19 protein-coding genes are annotated in these 18,075 nt (G+C 57.1%); 7 read left to right on the top strand and 12 right to left on the bottom strand.

The annotated features are described in order from the left end of the window. Window positions 1–213 precede the first annotated feature (213 nt). The 4 genes from BL107_RS06195 to budA are packed head-to-tail and all read right to left on the bottom strand — an operon-like array spanning window position 214 to window position 3,442. The gene (locus BL107_RS06195) at window positions 214–678 is read right to left on the bottom strand and encodes a phycobiliprotein lyase (protein ID WP_009789423.1); all 465 of its coding nucleotides are present in this window, start codon (window positions 676–678) and stop codon (window positions 214–216) included. Window positions 679–700: 22 nt separating this feature from the next. Further along, window positions 701–1,603: a phytanoyl-CoA dioxygenase family protein gene (locus BL107_RS06190; protein WP_232192808.1), complete on the bottom strand. Its 903-nt coding sequence runs from the start codon at window positions 1,601–1,603 to the stop codon at window positions 701–703. A gap of 31 nt (window positions 1,604–1,634) precedes the next feature. Beyond that, the gene (era, locus tag BL107_RS06185) at window positions 1,635–2,594 is read right to left on the bottom strand and encodes a GTPase Era (RefSeq protein ID WP_009789421.1); all 960 of its coding nucleotides are present in this window, start codon (window positions 2,592–2,594) and stop codon (window positions 1,635–1,637) included. Next, complete coding sequence (gene budA / locus BL107_RS06180; RefSeq protein ID WP_009789420.1) at window positions 2,594–3,442, bottom strand: acetolactate decarboxylase; 849 nt, start codon at window positions 3,440–3,442, stop codon at window positions 2,594–2,596. Before budA ends, era begins: the two co-directional genes overlap by 1 nt. Window positions 3,443–3,492: 50 nt before the next feature. Between budA and BL107_RS06175 the strand changes: the two genes are divergently transcribed. Beyond that, window positions 3,493–4,014: a hypothetical protein gene (locus BL107_RS06175; RefSeq protein WP_009789419.1), complete on the top strand. Its 522-nt coding sequence runs from the start codon at window positions 3,493–3,495 to the stop codon at window positions 4,012–4,014. A gap of 100 nt (window positions 4,015–4,114) precedes the next feature. Here the strand turns inward: BL107_RS06175 and BL107_RS06170 are convergent, their stop codons facing one another. The 5 genes from BL107_RS06170 to BL107_RS06150 all read right to left on the bottom strand — a co-directional run bounded on the left by BL107_RS06170 (window position 4,115) and on the right by BL107_RS06150 (window position 9,970). Further along, window positions 4,115–4,846 (bottom strand): Bax inhibitor-1 family protein, encoded by a 732-nt coding sequence (locus BL107_RS06170; RefSeq protein ID WP_009789418.1) that lies wholly within the window; start codon window positions 4,844–4,846, stop codon window positions 4,115–4,117. Between the two features lie 66 nt (window positions 4,847–4,912). Beyond that, window positions 4,913–5,953 carry a PhoH family protein gene (locus BL107_RS06165; RefSeq protein WP_050749833.1) on the bottom strand — a complete coding sequence of 347 codons (1,041 nt, stop codon included), beginning with the start codon at window positions 5,951–5,953 and terminating at the stop codon, window positions 4,913–4,915. Further along, a complete protein-coding gene (gene rpsP / locus BL107_RS06160) occupies window positions 5,953–6,345 on the bottom strand; it encodes a 30S ribosomal protein S16 (RefSeq protein WP_011360293.1) in 393 nt (130 codons plus the stop codon). The genes BL107_RS06165 and rpsP overlap by 1 nt, the downstream gene beginning before the upstream one ends. 78 nt (window positions 6,346–6,423) lie before the next feature. Further along, window positions 6,424–7,884, bottom strand: a complete 1,461-nt coding sequence (ffh, locus tag BL107_RS06155; protein ID WP_009789415.1) for a signal recognition particle protein — start codon at window positions 7,882–7,884, stop codon at window positions 6,424–6,426. Between the two features lie 55 nt (window positions 7,885–7,939). Beyond that, window positions 7,940–9,970, bottom strand: coding sequence for an ARC6/PARC6 family protein (locus BL107_RS06150; RefSeq protein ID WP_009789414.1), 2,031 nt, complete (start codon window positions 9,968–9,970; stop codon window positions 7,940–7,942). A 92-nt stretch (window positions 9,971–10,062) separates the two neighbouring features. Here BL107_RS06150 and pdhA point away from each other — a divergent pair, with 92 nt between their 5' ends. Continuing rightward, window positions 10,063–11,148 (top strand): pyruvate dehydrogenase (acetyl-transferring) E1 component subunit alpha, encoded by a 1,086-nt coding sequence (gene pdhA, locus BL107_RS06145; protein WP_037988804.1) that lies wholly within the window; start codon window positions 10,063–10,065, stop codon window positions 11,146–11,148. 32 nt (window positions 11,149–11,180) lie between these two features. Here pdhA and BL107_RS06140 read toward each other — a convergent pair whose 3' ends face one another. Continuing rightward, entirely contained in the window at window positions 11,181–12,122 is a 942-nt protein-coding gene (locus BL107_RS06140; RefSeq protein WP_009789412.1) for an RpoD/SigA family RNA polymerase sigma factor, read from the bottom strand. Window positions 12,123–12,731: 609 nt separating this feature from the next. On the opposite strand from BL107_RS06140, the gene mnmA reads away from it, so the two are divergent. Next, window positions 12,732–13,901, top strand: coding sequence for a tRNA 2-thiouridine(34) synthase MnmA (mnmA, locus tag BL107_RS06135; protein WP_009789411.1), 1,170 nt, complete (start codon window positions 12,732–12,734; stop codon window positions 13,899–13,901). On the opposite strand, the gene BL107_RS06130 is transcribed toward mnmA, so the two are convergent. After that, window positions 13,871–15,220: an apolipoprotein N-acyltransferase gene (locus tag BL107_RS06130; protein WP_232192806.1), complete on the bottom strand. Its 1,350-nt coding sequence runs from the start codon at window positions 15,218–15,220 to the stop codon at window positions 13,871–13,873. The genes mnmA and BL107_RS06130 overlap by 31 nt on opposite strands. A 125-nt stretch (window positions 15,221–15,345) precedes the next feature. On the opposite strand from BL107_RS06130, the gene BL107_RS06125 reads away from it, so the two are divergent. The 4 genes from BL107_RS06125 to sodX are packed head-to-tail and all read left to right on the top strand — an operon-like array spanning window position 15,346 to window position 17,233. After that, window positions 15,346–15,672, top strand: coding sequence for a phasin family protein (locus BL107_RS06125; protein WP_009789409.1), 327 nt, complete (start codon window positions 15,346–15,348; stop codon window positions 15,670–15,672). Between the two features lie 52 nt (window positions 15,673–15,724). Beyond that, the gene (locus BL107_RS06120) at window positions 15,725–16,321 is read left to right on the top strand and encodes an FKBP-type peptidyl-prolyl cis-trans isomerase (RefSeq protein WP_009789408.1); all 597 of its coding nucleotides are present in this window, start codon (window positions 15,725–15,727) and stop codon (window positions 16,319–16,321) included. Window positions 16,322–16,364: 43 nt separating this feature from the next. Continuing rightward, window positions 16,365–16,838 (top strand): superoxide dismutase, Ni, encoded by a 474-nt coding sequence (gene sodN, locus BL107_RS06115; protein WP_009789407.1) that lies wholly within the window; start codon window positions 16,365–16,367, stop codon window positions 16,836–16,838. A 53-nt stretch (window positions 16,839–16,891) separates the two neighbouring features. After that, the gene (sodX, locus tag BL107_RS06110) at window positions 16,892–17,233 is read left to right on the top strand and encodes a nickel-type superoxide dismutase maturation protease (RefSeq protein ID WP_037988178.1); all 342 of its coding nucleotides are present in this window, start codon (window positions 16,892–16,894) and stop codon (window positions 17,231–17,233) included. Between the two features lie 156 nt (window positions 17,234–17,389). On the opposite strand, the gene BL107_RS06105 is transcribed toward sodX, so the two are convergent. Next, on the bottom strand, window positions 17,390–18,058 hold the full coding sequence (locus tag BL107_RS06105) for a hypothetical protein (protein ID WP_009789405.1): 669 nt from the start codon (window positions 18,056–18,058) through the stop codon (window positions 17,390–17,392). Window positions 18,059–18,075 lie beyond the last annotated feature (17 nt).

Here is an 18,075-nt window from a genome sequence, read left to right as displayed (position 1 = left end):
ATCAGCGCAAAAACCGCAGCGTTTTAACGCGTTGTTAACCAGACGGTCTCTGAGCAATATGTATCAAAACAAACATTCAACGATGCTTGGCTGGCACAAAAAACTAACGAAGCGTCTCCGGAAACGTCTGGGCCTCACCAAATATCAGTTCATGTGGCTGAGCTTCGTCAAAGGCTTGGTGATCGGGTGCTTGCTGACCCTTGCCTTCTCGTCTTAAGCAGCAGGCTTCGAGACCCGGCGGATATCGGTGCAAAAGCTGCCTTGCAGGGGAACACCCTCACCATTCACTGCCGTCGTGCTGCGCAAACGCAAATTCGCGCGCGTGAACCAAATGCGCTCCTGCACCACAACACCATCGGGGCTCGGAAGATTGAGTTCCATGCTGCCGTCGGGCCAAAAGCGCCAGGTTCCCGCAGGCTCTCCATTGCGAGATAAGCCACCGTCCTCGGAAAACAAAAGGGTGCTGCTGACTCCACTGGGGGCTTGCACAACCAGCTGACCCAGGCCAGACGCTGGGGTGCTTTCACAACGCACCGTCAACTCCCCCCGTTCACTGCTGTGCCATTCGTCATCTCCCTCCATCGACAGCTCGAAACAGCTGCGCAAACTCATCCATTGCCCATCACAAAGGGCAAGAAATGCGGCTGGATCGGCAGGAGGGAAGGGTTGTTCACTCATCTGATCATTCTCTCAGCCAGCTTCACCAAGTGATTGGCAAAAACGGATACGGCCGATTCCATCCATAAAGAGCCAAACGCTGGCGCCCGGGCACAGCGGCACCACGACGATGGAAGCCGAACACATCAGCGAGCACAAGGGTGTTAGCAGGACAGGTGACCGCAACGGGCTTTGGCAGGCCCAGGCTTGCTAAAGCTTCGTCTTGAATCCGAAAGGAGCCCGAAACATCGGGCTGGCGGCGATGCAACAGCGCCGCATCAGCTGTGGATTGTTCCCAGCGCAAACGAACGGGATCCAAACGATGACTGCCGGGGACGTACTCAAACGGGCCGTCGTCACGCTCGACAGGACGCAAGAACAACCAAAACTTCAAGGCCCGAAAAAACGTATCGCGATGCAGATCTTTCTGGAGGTCTGGGGTTTCGCTCTCCTCCCCATGGACCGTGAGGTACACATCCACCTTGTGGTGATCCATCGGCAAGCCAATCACCTGTCGAGAACAGGACGACAAGCGTGGGTCGTGGCACACCGCCGCCGCCTGGGGCAGCACCGATGGATCGATATGAAGAAAGCGGTTGAGGGTGCCGCCATCAAACCGATCGAATCCAGCTGGGAAGGGTTGCTTGGGTTGAAATCCCACCCGATTGTTCACGGGCATCGGATGCTGATGCGCAACATCACTCACCCGCGATTCCACCTCATCACGCAACGCCGCAAATTGGCTCGGCGGGAGGAAGTTTTGGATCACAACAAACCCATCTCGCTCGAGCTCGGCGCATCGTCCGGGTTTCAACCACCGCCGCCAAGTGCAAAGGGTTTCGGCAAGTTCCACCCGTCGACGGTGCAGCTGAAACTGCCGGTTCAGGATGGGATGACCGACCCAAGGATCCCGAAAGCTCTTGGTGCGCGTCAGCAAAGAGAGCATGGTGGAAGCGTAGATCGGACGCAATCCCCGCTCAAAAATCACCCCCGCCATAACCCAACTCCGCCAGGCGATGGGGCTTACTCCGCCAATCAGGAACCACCTTCACAAACAACTCCAAATACACCGAACCATCGATCAACGTTTGCATCTGGAGCCTTGCTCCCTGACCAATCGTTTTGAGCATGGCGCCGCCCTTCCCGATCAGGATCCCTTTCTGGCTTTTCCGTTCCACCAGCACCGTGGCCAACACGGCCGTCCGCCCTGGGTTTTTGCCCTTCGGTGGGATGTCTTCGACGCGATCGATCGTTACAGCAACGCTATGGGGCACCTCTTCACGGGTATAGAGAAGAACCTGCTCACGAATCAATTCGCCTAGGAGCACGCGTTCCGGTTGATCCGTCACCATGTCGGGCGGATACAGCTGCGGTCCCAAGGGAAGCTGTTCCGCCATGACCGCAGAGAGCTCACGGCAACCATCACCCGAGATCGCACTGCAGCGATGCACCGGCCAATGGGTCTCAGCGAGGAGTTCGTCATAGCTGGCGGCGGCTTGATCCTGTTGGTCGGCAGCCACCAAATCCCATTTGTTTAAAGCAACCAACACTGGTAGCGACTGCTGTTTCAGCAAATTGACGATGAAAGCATCGCCGCGGCCTGGCCGCTCACAACCCTCAAGGAGAAGCAACACAAGATCAACCTCTCCGATCGCGCTTCGGGCGCTGTGAACGAGCCGTTCGCCCAAAAGATGATGGGGCTTATGAATTCCAGGGGTATCGACCAGAACCATCTGGGACTCCTCGGTGGTGAGGATCGCGCGCAGGCGGTTGCGTGTGGTCTGAGCCACCGGCGATGTGATCGCCACCTTTTCCCCCACCAACTTGTTCAGCAGGGTGGATTTCCCAACGTTGGGACGACCGATCAGGGCAATAAAACCGGACCGGTAGTCGTCTCGCACAGGGGGTTGAACCATCGATTCAGTCTGGGGGTTCATCAGCCGGCTTTGGTTTCAGCCTGCTCCAATGCCGATCTGGGATCTCCACTCAGGTCAGCCATCAAAAATTCGCGCGTTTCAGGCAAAGCAAGACGCAAGTTCGATTCGAGATCGAAATCCACCTGCAACGACTCGGCCCCTAGATCCAATAGGTGGCCTCCGTGCTGTCGATCATCAGAAAGAAAATGCAAGTGATAGCCAGGAATATTCAGGCTGCTGGCGTGGGACGGACTCCAAAATCCAACCAGAGTTCCTTGAATCGCCTGGTGGCGGAAGGTGGTTTGGGCCTTCGCTGCATCCAACAACGTGGCGCCTTCCTCCACTGGAGACACCGATCGCACTAAAACCTGATTGAACGTTCCAGTTATGCGGATGGCAACGAAGAGATTGGCGCTGGGCCTGAAGGGATCCAGCAACGCTCCAAGCTGCTCAAGACTCTGAACATCTTCAAGCGTGAATTGTTTCTCACTCTGAAAACGCGATGCGATCCAAAAGGGAATGCCTTCATCGAGGGGAGCCTGAATCAGGCTTCCATCGGCCCTGGCCTGCCAACAGATTCCATCGAGAAGGATTCCTTCACCATCCAGGTGCTCAAACGTTCCGATCCCAAAATCGCCGTGCTCGGGCAAATCAGACACTTTCAATGCTTCTCCAAACACTCCTTCCACCACGGCCGTCGACGTCGAAAGCTGCCAAATGGTGTGGTGCTCCAAATCGAGAAAATCACCCAGTGCTTTACGGATCACGGCACTGGCGCTTTCCCCCGTCTGAGCACAGTGCTTCTGTAGCGCCTGCCAATGGCCGGAAGGAAGTCGCAGATGAAGATCGTGATTCGAGGAACTCAGCATCACATCAACCAGGCAGGCCCATAGCCTGACTGGATTGGCAACGATGCGCCATGTCGAATCAACAGCCCACGTTTCAGCAGGCGATGGAGATCACAGCCACTTGGCTGCAGCAATGGGACAACGAAGAGATCAGCGATGAAGTGCTCGCCGATCGGATCGGTGAAATGGTGGCAAGCCGCGATGGGGCGCGAGGATTTTTTGTGGTGACGCTTGCGGGAGATAGCGCCTTAATGGATCGCATGCCCGATGTCGTTGCGGGGCAGCTGCGCAGTGCTGGACGCGATGTAGTGGACCTCAGCGTTCGCAATTTGGCGATGAGTACTGCGATGGCACTGCATCACAAGCGCAGTGGAGATGACAACCAACAAGCCGGATCGGAGCGGGTCACCCTCCGCTGCGCAGAATTACTACGACTTCTGGAGCCGATCCTCGTGAAGGAACGCTTGGAGCAGCTGCTTGAAGCCACCATCGACAACAGCGGTGCTGACGTCTCCTTCTTAGAGCGATGGGGCTACGACGACGAACAAAAAAGGGCGATAAGCAGCAGCGTGTACGCCATCGCCGCTGCTTAAACAAATGATCGAAGACAAGCCGATCAAAAGCCCTCTTCTCGACACAAAAAAACCCCAACAATGTTGGGGTTTTCGATGAATTTGATGAAAGTTGGATCGCTTAATCGCGACGACCACCACCATTCAGAACAATGATCAACCGAAGAATGAAAATAAACAGGTTGATGTAGGTGAGGTACATGCTGAGTGCACCGGCCAAATATTGGTCGTCCCGATAGGCACGGGGCATCGTGTAGAAGTCGACAAAAGCCGCACCAACGAACAGCACGGTTCCGAAACCAGCAATCATCAGCTCAAAGCTGGTGCCATGGAACATCGCTGGAGCAAAAATCCCACCAACGAACTGGACGACCATCGCCAAAATCAGGCCGATCAATCCAAGACCAACGACACCCGAAAGCGCCTGGCCGACACTGTCGCTCATCCGACGGCCGACGATCGAAGCGATCACAAATGTGATCCCAGTGGCCAAGGCAGCGGTACCAACGGCACCGATACCCGCCACTGCTCCGGCGAACGCGACCAGACCACTCAGGGTGAAGCCAGTGATCAAGCTGTAAACCGCTAAAAGAGGCAACGCCGTGGCGTTATTGCCCTTCAAAGCGACGTTTTGGGCAACAAAGAAAAGAATCAAGTTGCCGATTAACGCCACCCAAAACAGGGGCATAAAGATCGGCGAAGCGATCAAGGTGAGACCGCCAAGCACTCCCAAGGAGGTGAGCACCATGCCACCGCCGACATAAGGCAAGGCCTTATTGACAACGTTGGGGCCGACGAGGGCACTGGACTGTGCCTCACGAATGGCCTGTTGAAAATTGCTGCTAGCTGGCATGTCGACCAGACCACATTGCTTTGGTTACTTTGACAGTGGTGGCAATGAGATGGGGTGTGGATCTCCCTATCGACGCACAATCCGCGACGGAGGGCTGGTCAACCCTTGTTCCTCTCGTTGCTCAAGCCGCTGCTCATCGAGGCGGGCATAGGCCTCCACAACCCGTTGCACCAACGGATGGCGCACGACGTCCGCCGATGTCAAACGGCAAACAGCAACCCCCGCCACGCCGTCCAACACCTCTGAGGCCTCTTCAAGGCCACTGAGTTGATGATGAGGAAGATCCACTTGGGTGACATCACCCGTCACCACCATGCGCGAATGCTCCCCCAACCGGGTGAGCACCATTCGCATCTGAGCTGGAGTGGTGTTTTGTGCCTCATCAAGGATCACAAACGCATTATTGAGCGTGCGGCCCCGCATGTACGCCAAGGGCGCGACCTCAATCACGCCTTTATCTAAGAGGCCAGCAGTCTTTTCTGGTCCCAGCAGGGAGTGCAGCGCGTCGTAGAGAGGCCGCAAATACGGATCCACTTTTTGTTGGAGGTCACCGGGAAGGAATCCCAGACGTTCCCCAGCTTCCACCGCCGGTCGCGTCAAGATCAGTCGCTCAACCTTGCGTTCGGTCAGCATGCGAACCGCCAATACGGCGGCCAAGAATGTTTTCCCTGTTCCGGCAGGTCCCAGGGCAAAGGTGAGGTCGTGGCGCTCCATGGCGTCTACGTAACTTTTCTGTCGCAGGGTTCGTGGCCTCAAGGTTTGGCCCTGCGGACTTCGCACCAACACTTGCTCTGCCATCGCCGAGTGGTCGTCTCCGCGACCTGTATTCAGAGCCCCCAAAGCCGACTGAAGATCAACGGACGACACCGCTTGACCGTCTTGCCAAATGGGTCGAACCAACTCGACAACCGAAGCGGCTCGCTCAATCTGAGCGGCTCGACCAGTGATCACCAATTGAAGTCCCCGCAACACAACTGAAGCCCCAGTAAGGGCTTCAAGTCGGTGAAGAGTGACCTCTGCTTCCCCTGCAATGGCGAGGGCAGCTTCAGGATCAGGCAGGTCGAAGACGAAACGACCGCGGTCGCCCCTATCGGGTGCTGAGGTGATCAGCCTTCCGACGCTTCAGCATCGGCAGCTGGTGCCTCAGCTTCAGCAGCAGCAGCGGCCTTGGCCTCAGCTGCATCCTTTGCAGCCTGTTTTGCAGCCGCCTCACGCTTTGCCGTTTGTTTGGCCTGGCCAACAGTGACGGAAGGGCGAACCGTTTTTTCGATCAAACCACCGCGCTCCAAGAGGGTGCGCACGATGTCTGTGGGTTGAGCACCCTGACCCAAACGTTCGCGAATGGCCTCTGTATCCAGACGGGTTTCCTTCGTTCTGGGGTTATAGAAGCCAAGCTCCTGCAACGGGCGTCCATCCCGTCGAGACGTGCTGTTGCAGGCCACGAGGCGGAAGCTCGCTTCCCGCTTCTTACCGAACCGCTTCAGGCGGAGCTTGATCATCGTGGCCTTGGTGTGAAGAGTGGTGGGGTTCAAGCCGGGCCATTCAGCCCGCCAAAGAACCACCATACCGGTTCACCTTCAGAGTTCACCGAAGCCCTTCTTTTTCTTGGCTGGACGCTGACGCTTGGGGGGGCCACCCCGGCCAGCCCCTGCGGGCATTCCTGGCATCCCTGGCATTCCACCCATCCCTGGCATTCCACCCATTCCTGGCATTCCTGGCATTCCTGGCATTCCTGGCATGTTTCCACGGCTCATCTGCTGCATGAAGCCCCGCATTTTCTGGAAATCAGCCAGCACCTTGTCCACATCGGCGGGCTGGTGGCCACTTCCGGCAGCAATGCGACGACGTCGACTCGGCTGAGAGGACAGCAACTCCGGCTGACATCGCTCGCTCTCTGTCATCGACCCAATCATGGCCTCGACACGCTTGAGCTGGTCCTCGCCCTGCTTCAACATCCCGTCGTCGATCTTGTTCATGCCGGGGATCATTTTCATGAGCCCCCCGAGGGATCCCATCCGCTTGATCAGACGCATCTGCTGGAGGAAATCAGAGAAATCGAACGACGCCTCCTGCAGCTTCTTCTGCATTTTTTCAACGTCGGCGAGTTCGACCTCTTTTTGAGCCTTCTCTACCAACGTGAGCACATCCCCCATACCGAGAATGCGGCTCGCCATCCGTTCTGGATGGAATGGCTGAAGCGCCTCAACCTTTTCACCGGTACCGATGAACTTGATCGGCTGACCGCTCACTTTGCGGATGGAAAGTGCCGCACCACCGCGGGAATCGCCATCCAGCTTGGTGAGCACAGCCCCGGTAATGCCAACCTGCTCATGGAAGGCACGGGTGAGTTCGGCCGCTTCCTGGCCAATCATCGAATCCACAACCAGCAGCACCTCATCGGGCTGCACAGCGGAGCGAATTCGCACCATTTCCCCCATCATTTCGGTGTCGATCTGAAGGCGGCCTGCGGTGTCGACCAGAAGGGTGTCGTAGCCCTCCGCCTTCGCCTTCGCCAAACCGGCCGCAGCGATCTCTTCAGGCTTCGCGTCTGTTCCCAGACTGAACACATCAACCCCAATCTGCCCACCAAGGGTTTTCAACTGCTCGATGGCAGCGGGGCGATACACATCCGCACCCACCATGAGGGAGCGACGGCCCTGATCTTTGAGGTGGAGGCCCAGCTTGGCCGTGGCCGTGGTTTTACCCGCCCCCTGCAGGCCGGCCATCAAAACAACCGTGGGAGTCTCAGAGGCGCGGGCCAGTGGTGCGTTATCGCCACCCATCACATCCACAAGTTGATCGTGGACTACCTGGATGAACTTCTGGTCGGGGCTGACCCCCCGCACCACCTCAGCGCCAACGGCTTTGCCGCGCACCTCAGAGACAAAATCCTTAACCACCGGAAGGCTGACATCGGCTTCGAGCAGCGCACGACGAACCTCCTTAAGAGCCCCATCGACATTGGTTTCGCTGATCTTGTCCTGGCCTCTCAGCCCTTTGACAGCATCTTCAAAGCGGGCTGAAAGCTCGTCAAACATTGCGGGACCATGACTGGCTCAATGCACTGATCGTAAAAAGCGGCTCGCCAATCGCTTAGGAACCGGAAATGTATTCATGCAATTTCCACTGTTTTCCATCTCGCCCAAGCACGTAGGTGACTGTCAACGCTCCTGCAGGTGTCTGATCAATGCTGGTTCCGGAGCGATCAAGGGTTTGATCGAAGTAGTTCAGCTCAGCCTTCACAGCAATGCGTCGTGGGGTTCGGCTCACCACATCAACGCTGGTGACAGAAGCCTTGATGATCTTTGTGTAGCCCAGCGCGGCATCGGCGGTGCGCTCTGCTTGCACCCGTTGCAACAGCCGATCGCGGGCAACGGTGGATATTTCTTTCGAAACCGCATCAGGCACAGCGTTGTCTGGACTCGCTAAGGCATTGGCTTTGGCATCCAACCAGCCCTGGACGAGATCCTCGAGTTGCTTATCCGAAGGCGCATCACTTGTCAGCGGTTCGATTGGACGATCCAGAGGTTGCTCCGGTTGGAGTGTGGCCATCGGAAGCGCTGTCTCATCGAGATCATCGGGGGCCGATAACACCGGTTCTTCCTTCACCACTGGCGATACCTGTGGCGCTTCACTTCGCTGACGGAGCATCAGCGAGAGACCGCCACCAAAGGCGGCCAGAACTGCCACCATCACCGCAATCTTGACCACGAGCGGTCGTGGAAGTTGGGGAAGCCTGGGCAGTTGGGGAAGTTGGGGAAGCGAGAGGGAAGGGAGGCGGATACCGCGTTCTTCCAGACCATCCGCAGACTCCTCTGAAGCTGAAATAGGCTCCAAGGATTGAAGACCAAGATCCGAAGCGACGGAGGTCTGCCAAGGCAAGGGCAGCGCGTCGCTGAGCGGCTGACGGGACGCTTGTCGATCCAGTCGTTCGACGTAGTTCTGCACATCACGGTCGGCAAACCAGGCGTCGAGATCAATGGCTGTTGCATCGACATCGCGATAGCCCGGCAACACATCCCGCCCAAGCCAAGCCCTGCAGTATTCACACTGCGCCGCCAAGCTGTCGCCAGTGTGCTGCACAAACCAAGCCTGTACGTCTGCATCCCGGATCGCAGCGAAGTGATGGTCCGCCTCACGCACATTGCCAAGCAACAAATCCAGACAGCCCAAGAGGGGCATCGGATCCAGCTCTGAGTCAGGTAGGAGTTGCAGCCGCCCTCGGGCCTGCTCAAGGCTTTCCGGCTTGCGCCGGGAAAAACCGGCAGCCGTGAGTGCAAGAACAGCCAAAAACCCTGCTTCCGCTTCGCCCTCTTCCGACCAACGACTGAAGAGATCAATCTGTTCTTGCACCGTCAAAAAACGGCGAATTTGTTGGAAGAACGACTCGAAATCGTCTTGGGTCATCGACCCAGCCCCCTCAATGGAGGTCACAACATCCGTTCCATCCAGACCGCCTCGGCAACTGACGAGTTGATCAAGCAGCGTTAAACCCTGTTGGTGCGAGGCCTGATCACTCAAATCTCGACTGATGAGATCCAGAATTCTGAACGGAAGAAGCGCGTCCAGATCGCCTTCGAGCATGCGCTGCTGATTGGGCAACTTGCCCATGCGCTGTTGCAACTGAATTCCTTCAACCAACAACTGCGCCGCCGATTCATAACGGCGCTGACCCTGTTCTTCGACTGCTGCATCGCGACACGCCAAAGCGGCCAACAGGGTGAGATCAGCTTCCCGGCCACTGCCGAGCGCAGGTGCTTGCGGTGGCTGAAGCCCATGACTCGCCATTTGGAACGCCTCAAGGGCTCCGTGGGCCTCCCAAAGAAGAATCAATCCAGCAACTTCACTGCTCGCTGGAAGGTCGAGTCCAACGGTCTCGTTGGGATGAGATGCACTCAAACGAAGCAGAGCAGATTCGTACTCGGCACGGTCATTTCGATCGGTGAGGAGATCAGCCGAACGGCTCAGTAGTTCATTGCGCTTGAGCAGCGCTTCATGGGTAAACCCCTGATCAGGCGGGCTATCACAGCGGGTTTGCAGACGGTGAAGGATGGCTGCCGCATCAGCGGAAGGACTGACACCCAGCAGTCGGAAATGATCGATGGGCAAATCCAACAGCTTCATGTGTCGCAGGCGCGAACTTTAGTCACTGTCTGGTGTTTTGCCTATTCCTCATCCGCTGGCCCTTACAGTTGCTAGGTGTGAATGAGCTGGTCATGGGTCAGGACCTCGCGGTGGACTCCGCTTCCATCGGTATCGCCGCCGCCGGTGCCCATGCCGAACGTCTCTCCAATCTGGTGACATCTCAACGCGCGATCGTTGATCGCGACACGGGCTTGGACCTGTACCGAGACATGACCCTGGGTCGGCGCTTTGAGGACAAATGCGCCGAGATGTATTACCGGGGCAAGATGTTTGGCTTCGTTCACCTTTACAACGGTCAAGAAGCCGTCAGCACTGGTGTTATTGGCGCAATGAAGCGTCAGCATGACTGGTTTTGCAGCACCTACCGCGATCACGTCCATGCCCTGAGTGCAGGGGTTCCTGCGCGCGAGGTCATGAGTGAACTGTTTGGCAAAGAAACGGGATGCAGCAAGGGCCGCGGTGGTTCCATGCATCTGTTTTCCAAAGAACATCACCTCTTGGGAGGTTTTGCTTTTATCGCGGAAGGAATTCCCGTCGCCCTTGGATCAGCCTTTACCAGTCGCTACAAACGAGACGCCCTCGGCGATGCCTCCAGTAACTCGGTAACAGCAGCATTTTTTGGAGACGGCACCTGCAATAACGGCCAGTTCTTCGAATGCTTGAACATGGCCCAATTGTGGAAACTACCGATCCTTTTTGTCGTTGAGAACAACAAATGGGCCATCGGCATGGCTCACGACAGAGCCACAAGCGATCCTGAAATTTGGCGTAAGGCAGGGTCCTTCGGCATGGCTGGAGAAGAAGTGGATGGCATGGACGTTCTTGCTGTTCGCGCTGCAGCGCAACGGGCGATCGAACGAGCCAGGGCTGGGGAGGGTCCCACCGTTTTGGAATGCCTCACCTACCGATTCCGCGGACATTCGTTGGCTGATCCCGATGAATTGCGCTCAGAACAGGAAAAGCTGTTCTGGGCAAAGCGTGATCCGCTCAAAGCGCTGGAGCGCGACTTGACCGAAGCCGGCTTGGTCACCAGCGACGAACTTCGTGGAATTGAAAAAGAAATAGATGCGGTGATCTCGGATTGCGTTGATTTCGCACTCTCCGCCCCCGAACCTGATCCTGCAGAACTAACGCGGTACATCTGGGCTGAGGACTAAGCCTCAGCCACGCCACTCCTTAAAACCGCTCATCAAATGCCACTCGGCAAGCGTCTGGTGAGATTGCGCAATTTTCGAAGAGCCTTGAGCTCCACCTGACGGACCCGCTCTCGGGATACTTCCATCATGCGACCAATCTCGGCAAGCGTGTGACGCTCGTTGCCTTCTAAGCCAAAACGAAGCCGAAGCACATTTTGCTCTTGCTCACTGAGATGACTGAGCCAACGGCCGAGTTGCTCATGGTGAATGCGCTGCTCAACGATGTCGAGGGGTTCGTCCGCTGACGAATCGGCAATTAAGTCACCAAGGAAGCTTCGTCCTTCTTCTCCATTAACTGGAGCGTCGAGGCTGCTGGTGGTGAGGGCCTGACGCAAGAGGGAATCGAGCTCTTCCACCGGAATATCCATCGCTTCAGCGATTTCCAACCGGTTCGGCATGGCGCCAAGCTTGTGGGCGAGATCCAAACTGACTTTGCGAATCGTGGTGAGACGTTCGCTGAGATGAACAGGGAGACGGATCGTGCGGGATTGGCAAGCAATCGCCCTGGTCATGCTCTGCCGAATCCACCAGAAGGCGTAGGTCGAAAACTTGTACCCCCTTGTGGGATCGAATTTTTCAACAGCCCGTTCCAAGCCAAGAGAACCCTCTTGGATCAAGTCCAAAAGTTCTAAACCTTTGCCCTGGTATTTCTTGGCAACGCTGACGACAAGACGAAGGTTGGCCTTCATCATCCGCTCTTTGGCCCGACGGCCAATACGAAGCATGCGCCGCTGTTTAGTCGTCAGGTCTTCAACTTTGAAGTCCTTCGAACCGTCTTCTGTGAAAGCCATCATGGCTTGCACTTGATTTCCCAATTCAATTTCCTCTGCCGCCGTGAGCAGAGGGATTCTTCCGATCGTTGATAAATACCAACTCACAGGATCGCTGCTACGGCGACGTTGCGTCTCGAGCGGCTTAGAAGCTGTGGACACCATGGAGGCAGCCCGAATGTGCAAAGACTTTCTTACGAAGAAACAAAAGAAGGCCTCTTTTTCAGCAACCCTTCAGATTCAGGCCAGGAAATCGAAACATTCGGGCTTAACAAATAGTTTCTTATCCAGATTTTATCGCAAAAAAACGGGGCAATTTGGACCAATCCAAGCGGTCGGAAATTGATTACCGCACGACCGTATTTGTGTTCATTTACACCTTGATGTGAGGGTTTTCATACACTAAAAAATCGACATCGTTCGCAATCCAGGGAAATTCTACGTGTATGTAAACGTGCAAAAAAGCAGGCACTGCATAGGATTCCAGCGAATCAGCTCCACCAACAGATGCAATCAACACGCATCAACCCAGAGGGGACAACGCCACCACTTTCCTCGTCGCGCTTGCCTCTCATCGGGCAGCAGCAGCACATCTAAAAAAATTCCGCAAGCCGATCCGCAATGTTCTCGTGAGCAACTTTCAAACAAAGCTGCAAAACCAACCAACAAACCGCCGTCGCAACAATCTCGGCATCACACGCATCAGCTCAAGGCCAGCCCATGGCGAGATTGATGGCCGGGAGCTCACTATGGAGTGATCTCCCTGCGCCGCCGATGGCCCTTGGAACAACCATGACGGAGGCCGGAGAAGCCGCCCTGACCCGGCTGCGTCAATGGCCTGGGGAGCATCGCGTCGCCGTCGGGTTGTCGGGTGGAGTGGATAGTTCCTTAACCGCTGCCCTGTTGGTGGAAGCCGGCTGGGAGGTCGAGGGACTGACGTTGTGGCTGATGAGTGGAAAAGGCGCCTGCTGCGCTGAAGGGTTGGTGGATGCCGCAGGCATCTGTGAGCAGTTGGGCATCCCTCACCATGTGGTCGATACCCGCGAAACCTTCCAAAAGGAAATTGTTCAACGACTCGTGGATGGCTACCAGGACGGCATCACGCCGCTGCCCTGTTCGCAGTGCAACCGATCTGTGAAATTTGGCCCCATGCTCGAGTGGGCAAAGCAGGAGCGCCATCTTCCAAGAATTGCTACGGGCCACTACGCCCGCATCCGCCATGGCGGTGATCGTGGACGCCATCAGCTGCTGCGAGGCTTGGACTCCCGCAAAGACCAGAGCTATTTCCTCTACGACCTGCCGCAAGAAGCCCTCGGCAGGATCGTGTTTCCCCTCGGCGAACTGACCAAAGCGGATACACGCATCGAAGCCGGCCGCCATGGTCTGCGCACCGCTGAAAAGCCCGAGAGTCAGGACCTATGCCTGGCGGACCACCACGGTTCCATGCGTGCCTTTCTGGATACCTATTTGCCGCCGCGACAAGGGGAAATCGTCCTGAAGGACGGCACTGTGGTGGGGGAGCACGATGGGATCGAGCACTTCACCATCGGCCAGCGCAAGGGCCTTGGCGTGGCGTGGCAAGAGCCATTACACGTGGTGAAACTCGACCCAGCCATGAATCGCGTTGTGGTGGCACCCCGGGCGGAAGCTGGTCGTCAGGAGGCGGTTGTCGGTGCGATCAACTGGGTTTCCATCGATCCACCCCTGCAGGCCATGAACGTCGATGTGCAAGTGCGGTACCGCAGTGCTCCCGTCACCGCCCGGTTAACCCCATTGCCCGCGACCGACGACGACCATCAACGCCAGCGCCCCCACCGTTGCCATCTGGTGTTTGACGAGAATCAGTTTTCCATCGCCCCTGGGCAAGCCGCCGTTTTTTATGCGGACGACACCGTGCTGGGGGGTGGATTGCTTCAACGGGACTGCGACACCAACCAGGAATAAAAGCTCATTGTTTCGCGACGCTGGATCGTCACCGTGGCGACTCCGACCTCCATTGGTGGCAACAGGCGATTCACATGTCCATCGGCAGAAATCAGGGCCGTCGGTCCCGTATTCGCGACGCTGAGCAGGTCACGACCCGATTCGATGGCACGCAGCTGCGCCAACGCCAAAAATTGTTGCTGCAGCTGCGAGGGATATGGATCGAGATTGGCGATAGAAAGCAGCCAATCCGCCCCCTCGGCTGCGGCCAGAGCCAGGGACCTGCCATCAGCAATTTCGTAGCAAATAGCCCCAGCAGCAGGAGAGTCGAAGACGGAAAACAGCCGCGATTCATCCCCTGGATGCAGCCCCCCCACCGCCGATAATCCGGCGGTGAATCCCCCCGGGAGCGGCGGAATCCATTCCCCAATGGGCACCAGGCGGTGTTTGTCAAGGAGGGGCTCTGGACGTTCAGAGTCCGGTGAGAACAGCAACAATGAGCTGCGCTGCTGGCCCTGCACCCAGCGGAACCCACCACTGATCAGGGGCACAGATGGTGCCCCCTGGGGCATGCGCCAACGGGACGGAAGCACACCCTCCGGCGCCACCAAAGCATCCACTTGCTCGCCTTTCGCCTCTTGCAACGCAGCGAGCAAAGCCTGCGGGAGTTGGCGCTGCTGATCCAGATCCAACTTTTTACGGGTGGGCACCGCTGGCTGCCATACGGCCATCGAGAGAGCACCGGTTACGGGTGGTGCTGTCGCCAAAATCACAGCACCTAGGCCATGGGCCAGCAGAAGGCTGCCGAAACCGATCCACAAACCACGGCGATTGACGGCTCGACGGTCGATGCCTCGGCGCTCCACCAAGCCGCAAATCCACCAGGCCCACATCAGCTGAACCACAACCAGTCCCCCGGAACCAAACCAACGGGACAAGCCGGCGAGCGGTAGGTCCCAGGGCAATGTGCTGCCACCGACCCCGATCCAAAACAACGGCGAGCCCGACAACACCAGCTCAGCCCAGGCCCAAATCAAAGCGAGAACAGCCGCAAGCAACCAGGGCGCTGATCGCGGGAACCAACGACGACAGCGCTGCAGCAGCATCGACCACAACGCGAGCAACGCCGCCGCACAAACGCCACAGATCAACCAAAGGCTGATCGCCAGAGGGAGGCTCAACAGGGCAGGCACACCCATCCAGGTGAGTGGATGCAATGACAACAGCCAGGCATGGCTCACCAGCACAGCGAGCAAACCCCACACCGCACTCCAGCGGGTGCGTTCAGCAAACGACCACAACAACGCCAACGCAGGCAGCATCAGAAGGGGGCCGCCCAAAGAAGGTGCCAGCCCTGCGAGCACGCCCCCAAAAACGGCGCGCCATCCAGCAGACAGTCGGAGATCGCCCATGGTCAGAGGGGCAAGACCAAGCCATCCTGGACGGCAGCCCTTTGCGGACTCCCATGGACGCCAACCCGCTTCAGCAGCTTCTGCTCCGTGGACTCGGCACCACAACCCTGGTGGCCGACCGGCTGCGAGGCGTCACGCAAGCATGGGTCAGCAACGGGCAACTGGATCCAAACCAGGCATCAGAGTTGGTCGATGACGTGCTCAAGGCCTTGCGGGGGGAAACCCCAGAGCTTGAGCAACAGATGGGCCGGAATCTGGAACGCAACCGAGACAACATCCTTCAAGATCTTGGCGTTCCGAGTCAAAGAGAAGTGGATGAACTTCGAGGTCGCCTCGACCGACTGGAACAACAGATTCGTCAACTGAATCGGGCCGAATAATTCATTCCGGCCCTCTGAAAGGCCAGAATTAGGACCATCCGACTCGGATTCTGTGCGCGACATTTTGATCTCCACCTCGGTGTGTGTGGCTTGCCTCCTTCTGGCCTTTGTGAGCCAACTGATCTCTCCTTCCACGGTGACGGCTGCACCCCAGGCCGAAGTTGCTGTGGTGCGTTCCGAATCCAAAGCTGCTGTTGCATCGAACTTCGAACTGGACCCCGAAAACCCCAATCCAACCCTTTTCGCCATGGCGCCTGAGACCAATCAAGCCGATGCATCCGCCCTGGGCGGCCCGATGGATGCCCCCGACACCCGTCTTCTGCCCAGTGGCTTGAAAATTACGGAGATTGAGGTTGGAACTGGGGACGAAGCCACTGCGGGACAAACAGTCGTGGTGAACTACAGAGGCAGCCTCGAAAACGGCACCGAATTCGACAGCAGCTATGGACGTGGTCCGTTCAGCTTCCCGCTGGGAGCTGGCCGCGTCATCAAGGGCTGGGAAGAGGGTGTGGCTGGGATGAAAGTGGGCGGCAAGCGCAACCTGGTCATCCCGCCCGACCTGGCGTATGGAAAGCGTGGTGCCGGTGGTGTGATTCCTCCAAACGCCACCTTGCTCTTTGAGGTCGAATTACTCGACGTCAAGAAGTGAGCGGAAGCTAGGCTCACATCAAGCAAATACCGCTCCTTAAATGATGCTGCGTTCGGCCCTTAACGCCATTGTCTGCGCTCTGCCCGCTTCCGTTGTGGAAGCCCATTGCGATGGACCTTGCGGCGTCTACGACCCTGCTTCAGCTCGTGTTCACGCTGAAGCAGTGCTCGCGATGACTAAAAAGCTCAAGGCTTTGGAAGCACCTGATGCAGGAAATGCTGCAGCTCTTGCCACCTACAACAACACCTTCTCCCGTTTTGTTGCGGTCAAGGAAGACGAAGCCCAAAAGACCAAGAAAGAACTGTTGATCCTTTGGACCGACTATTTCAAGCCCGAGCACCTCGCCACGTTCCCCGATCTCCACGACACCTTCTGGAAAGCGGCCAAGCTTTGCAGCGCCTGCAAGGTGCACATCGACCAAGGCAAAGCCGAAGAACTGATGGCTGCTGTTGAAAAAATCCACGGCATGTTCTGGCAATCCAAAGGCCGTAGCGACGCCTGGGTTACCGCCTCCTGAGCACAATCCGCTCACCCATATCGCCGATTGCAGCAGCTGGTCTTCAAGACCTGTTGCTGCTTTTTTGTGGACGCCGTTTGCTTCTCAAAGTGGAAGGCGAGTCCATGCGTCCCACCCTCAATCCTGACGACCGGGTGCTGGTTCGACGGACCTCAGCCGACACTGACACTCCACCCTTGGGAGCCGTTGTGGTGGCGTGGCATCCTTTAAGGCCAGGACTTCGCCTCATCAAGCGTCTTCAGAGTGTGGGGCACGACGGGATGATTCTTCTAGGGGACAACCCCTCCTCCAGTACTGATAGTCGGCAGCTGGGACCAATCCCCCCATCAGCGTTGATCGGCATCGTTATGGCCCGCGTTAGCTCTAACCAGAGCAGGCAAGCAAACCGTTTTTAACCAACCATCTCAATCACCCAACTCGGGCAACAAGTAGCAGGGCCAAAAGTTAAAAGCATCTTCAAAAAAGAACGCTAAGTCGACCGACTTCCCTCTTGATTGATATCGACCTATCTGATAAAAGCATTGTGAAACTATGAGCTAAATCCAAACGATTTAGAACACAACAGCAGATGTTTTCTGCAACCAAAAAGCACCGGTTGCAATCGATAGGGCCCCCGTGCATCCCACCAACAACGGCAACACACGTGCACCACTCCGCAGAGTGAGAAACGACAGGGTGCTCACAACAGCAGCCATAGCCGCAATCGATCCTCCGAGATAGGCCACTAAGTAGGCGAAAGCTCCCAATGGGGGCAATGCCAAAGCTGGAATCACTGCCAAGAGATGACTCGCACCGGCCAAACCATGCAAAAGGCCGAGGCCCGAAGCGGCATGGGCGTGACGGCGGTGGTTGCTTTGGCCACGGACATGCAAGTGGAGATGCCGATGAATCGAGGCATCATTGTGATGGTGCTCATGGCTATGCAGCTTGAGTCCGAAAGCGGTACGGACCGCCAGAGCACCCACCAACAAGAGAGCGACGCCCACCAAAAATTCGGCCCATGCCGACATTGCTTCGATATGGACGAGGTCTTTCAAACCGATCGCAGCGAGGGCGAGCACCACTACGCCAACCGAATGACCAGCCCCCCAAGCCAACCCAGCGCGCAGGGCAGCGACGGGCTGTCGCAGTGAAAAAGGCGTCATCGCCACGAGATGGTCCACACCACCCACCACATGAACAGCACCAGCGGCGAAACCCGTGAGCAGGCTGATCAGCAAAAGCTCAGTGCAATAGA

Source organism: Synechococcus sp. BL107, from assembly GCF_000153805.1.
In the GTDB taxonomy this organism is placed as follows: Bacteria; Cyanobacteriota; Cyanobacteriia; order PCC-6307; family Cyanobiaceae; genus Parasynechococcus.
Note: the sequence above shows the minus strand (reverse complement) of the source record. Positions and strands in the feature narration are given on the sequence as shown.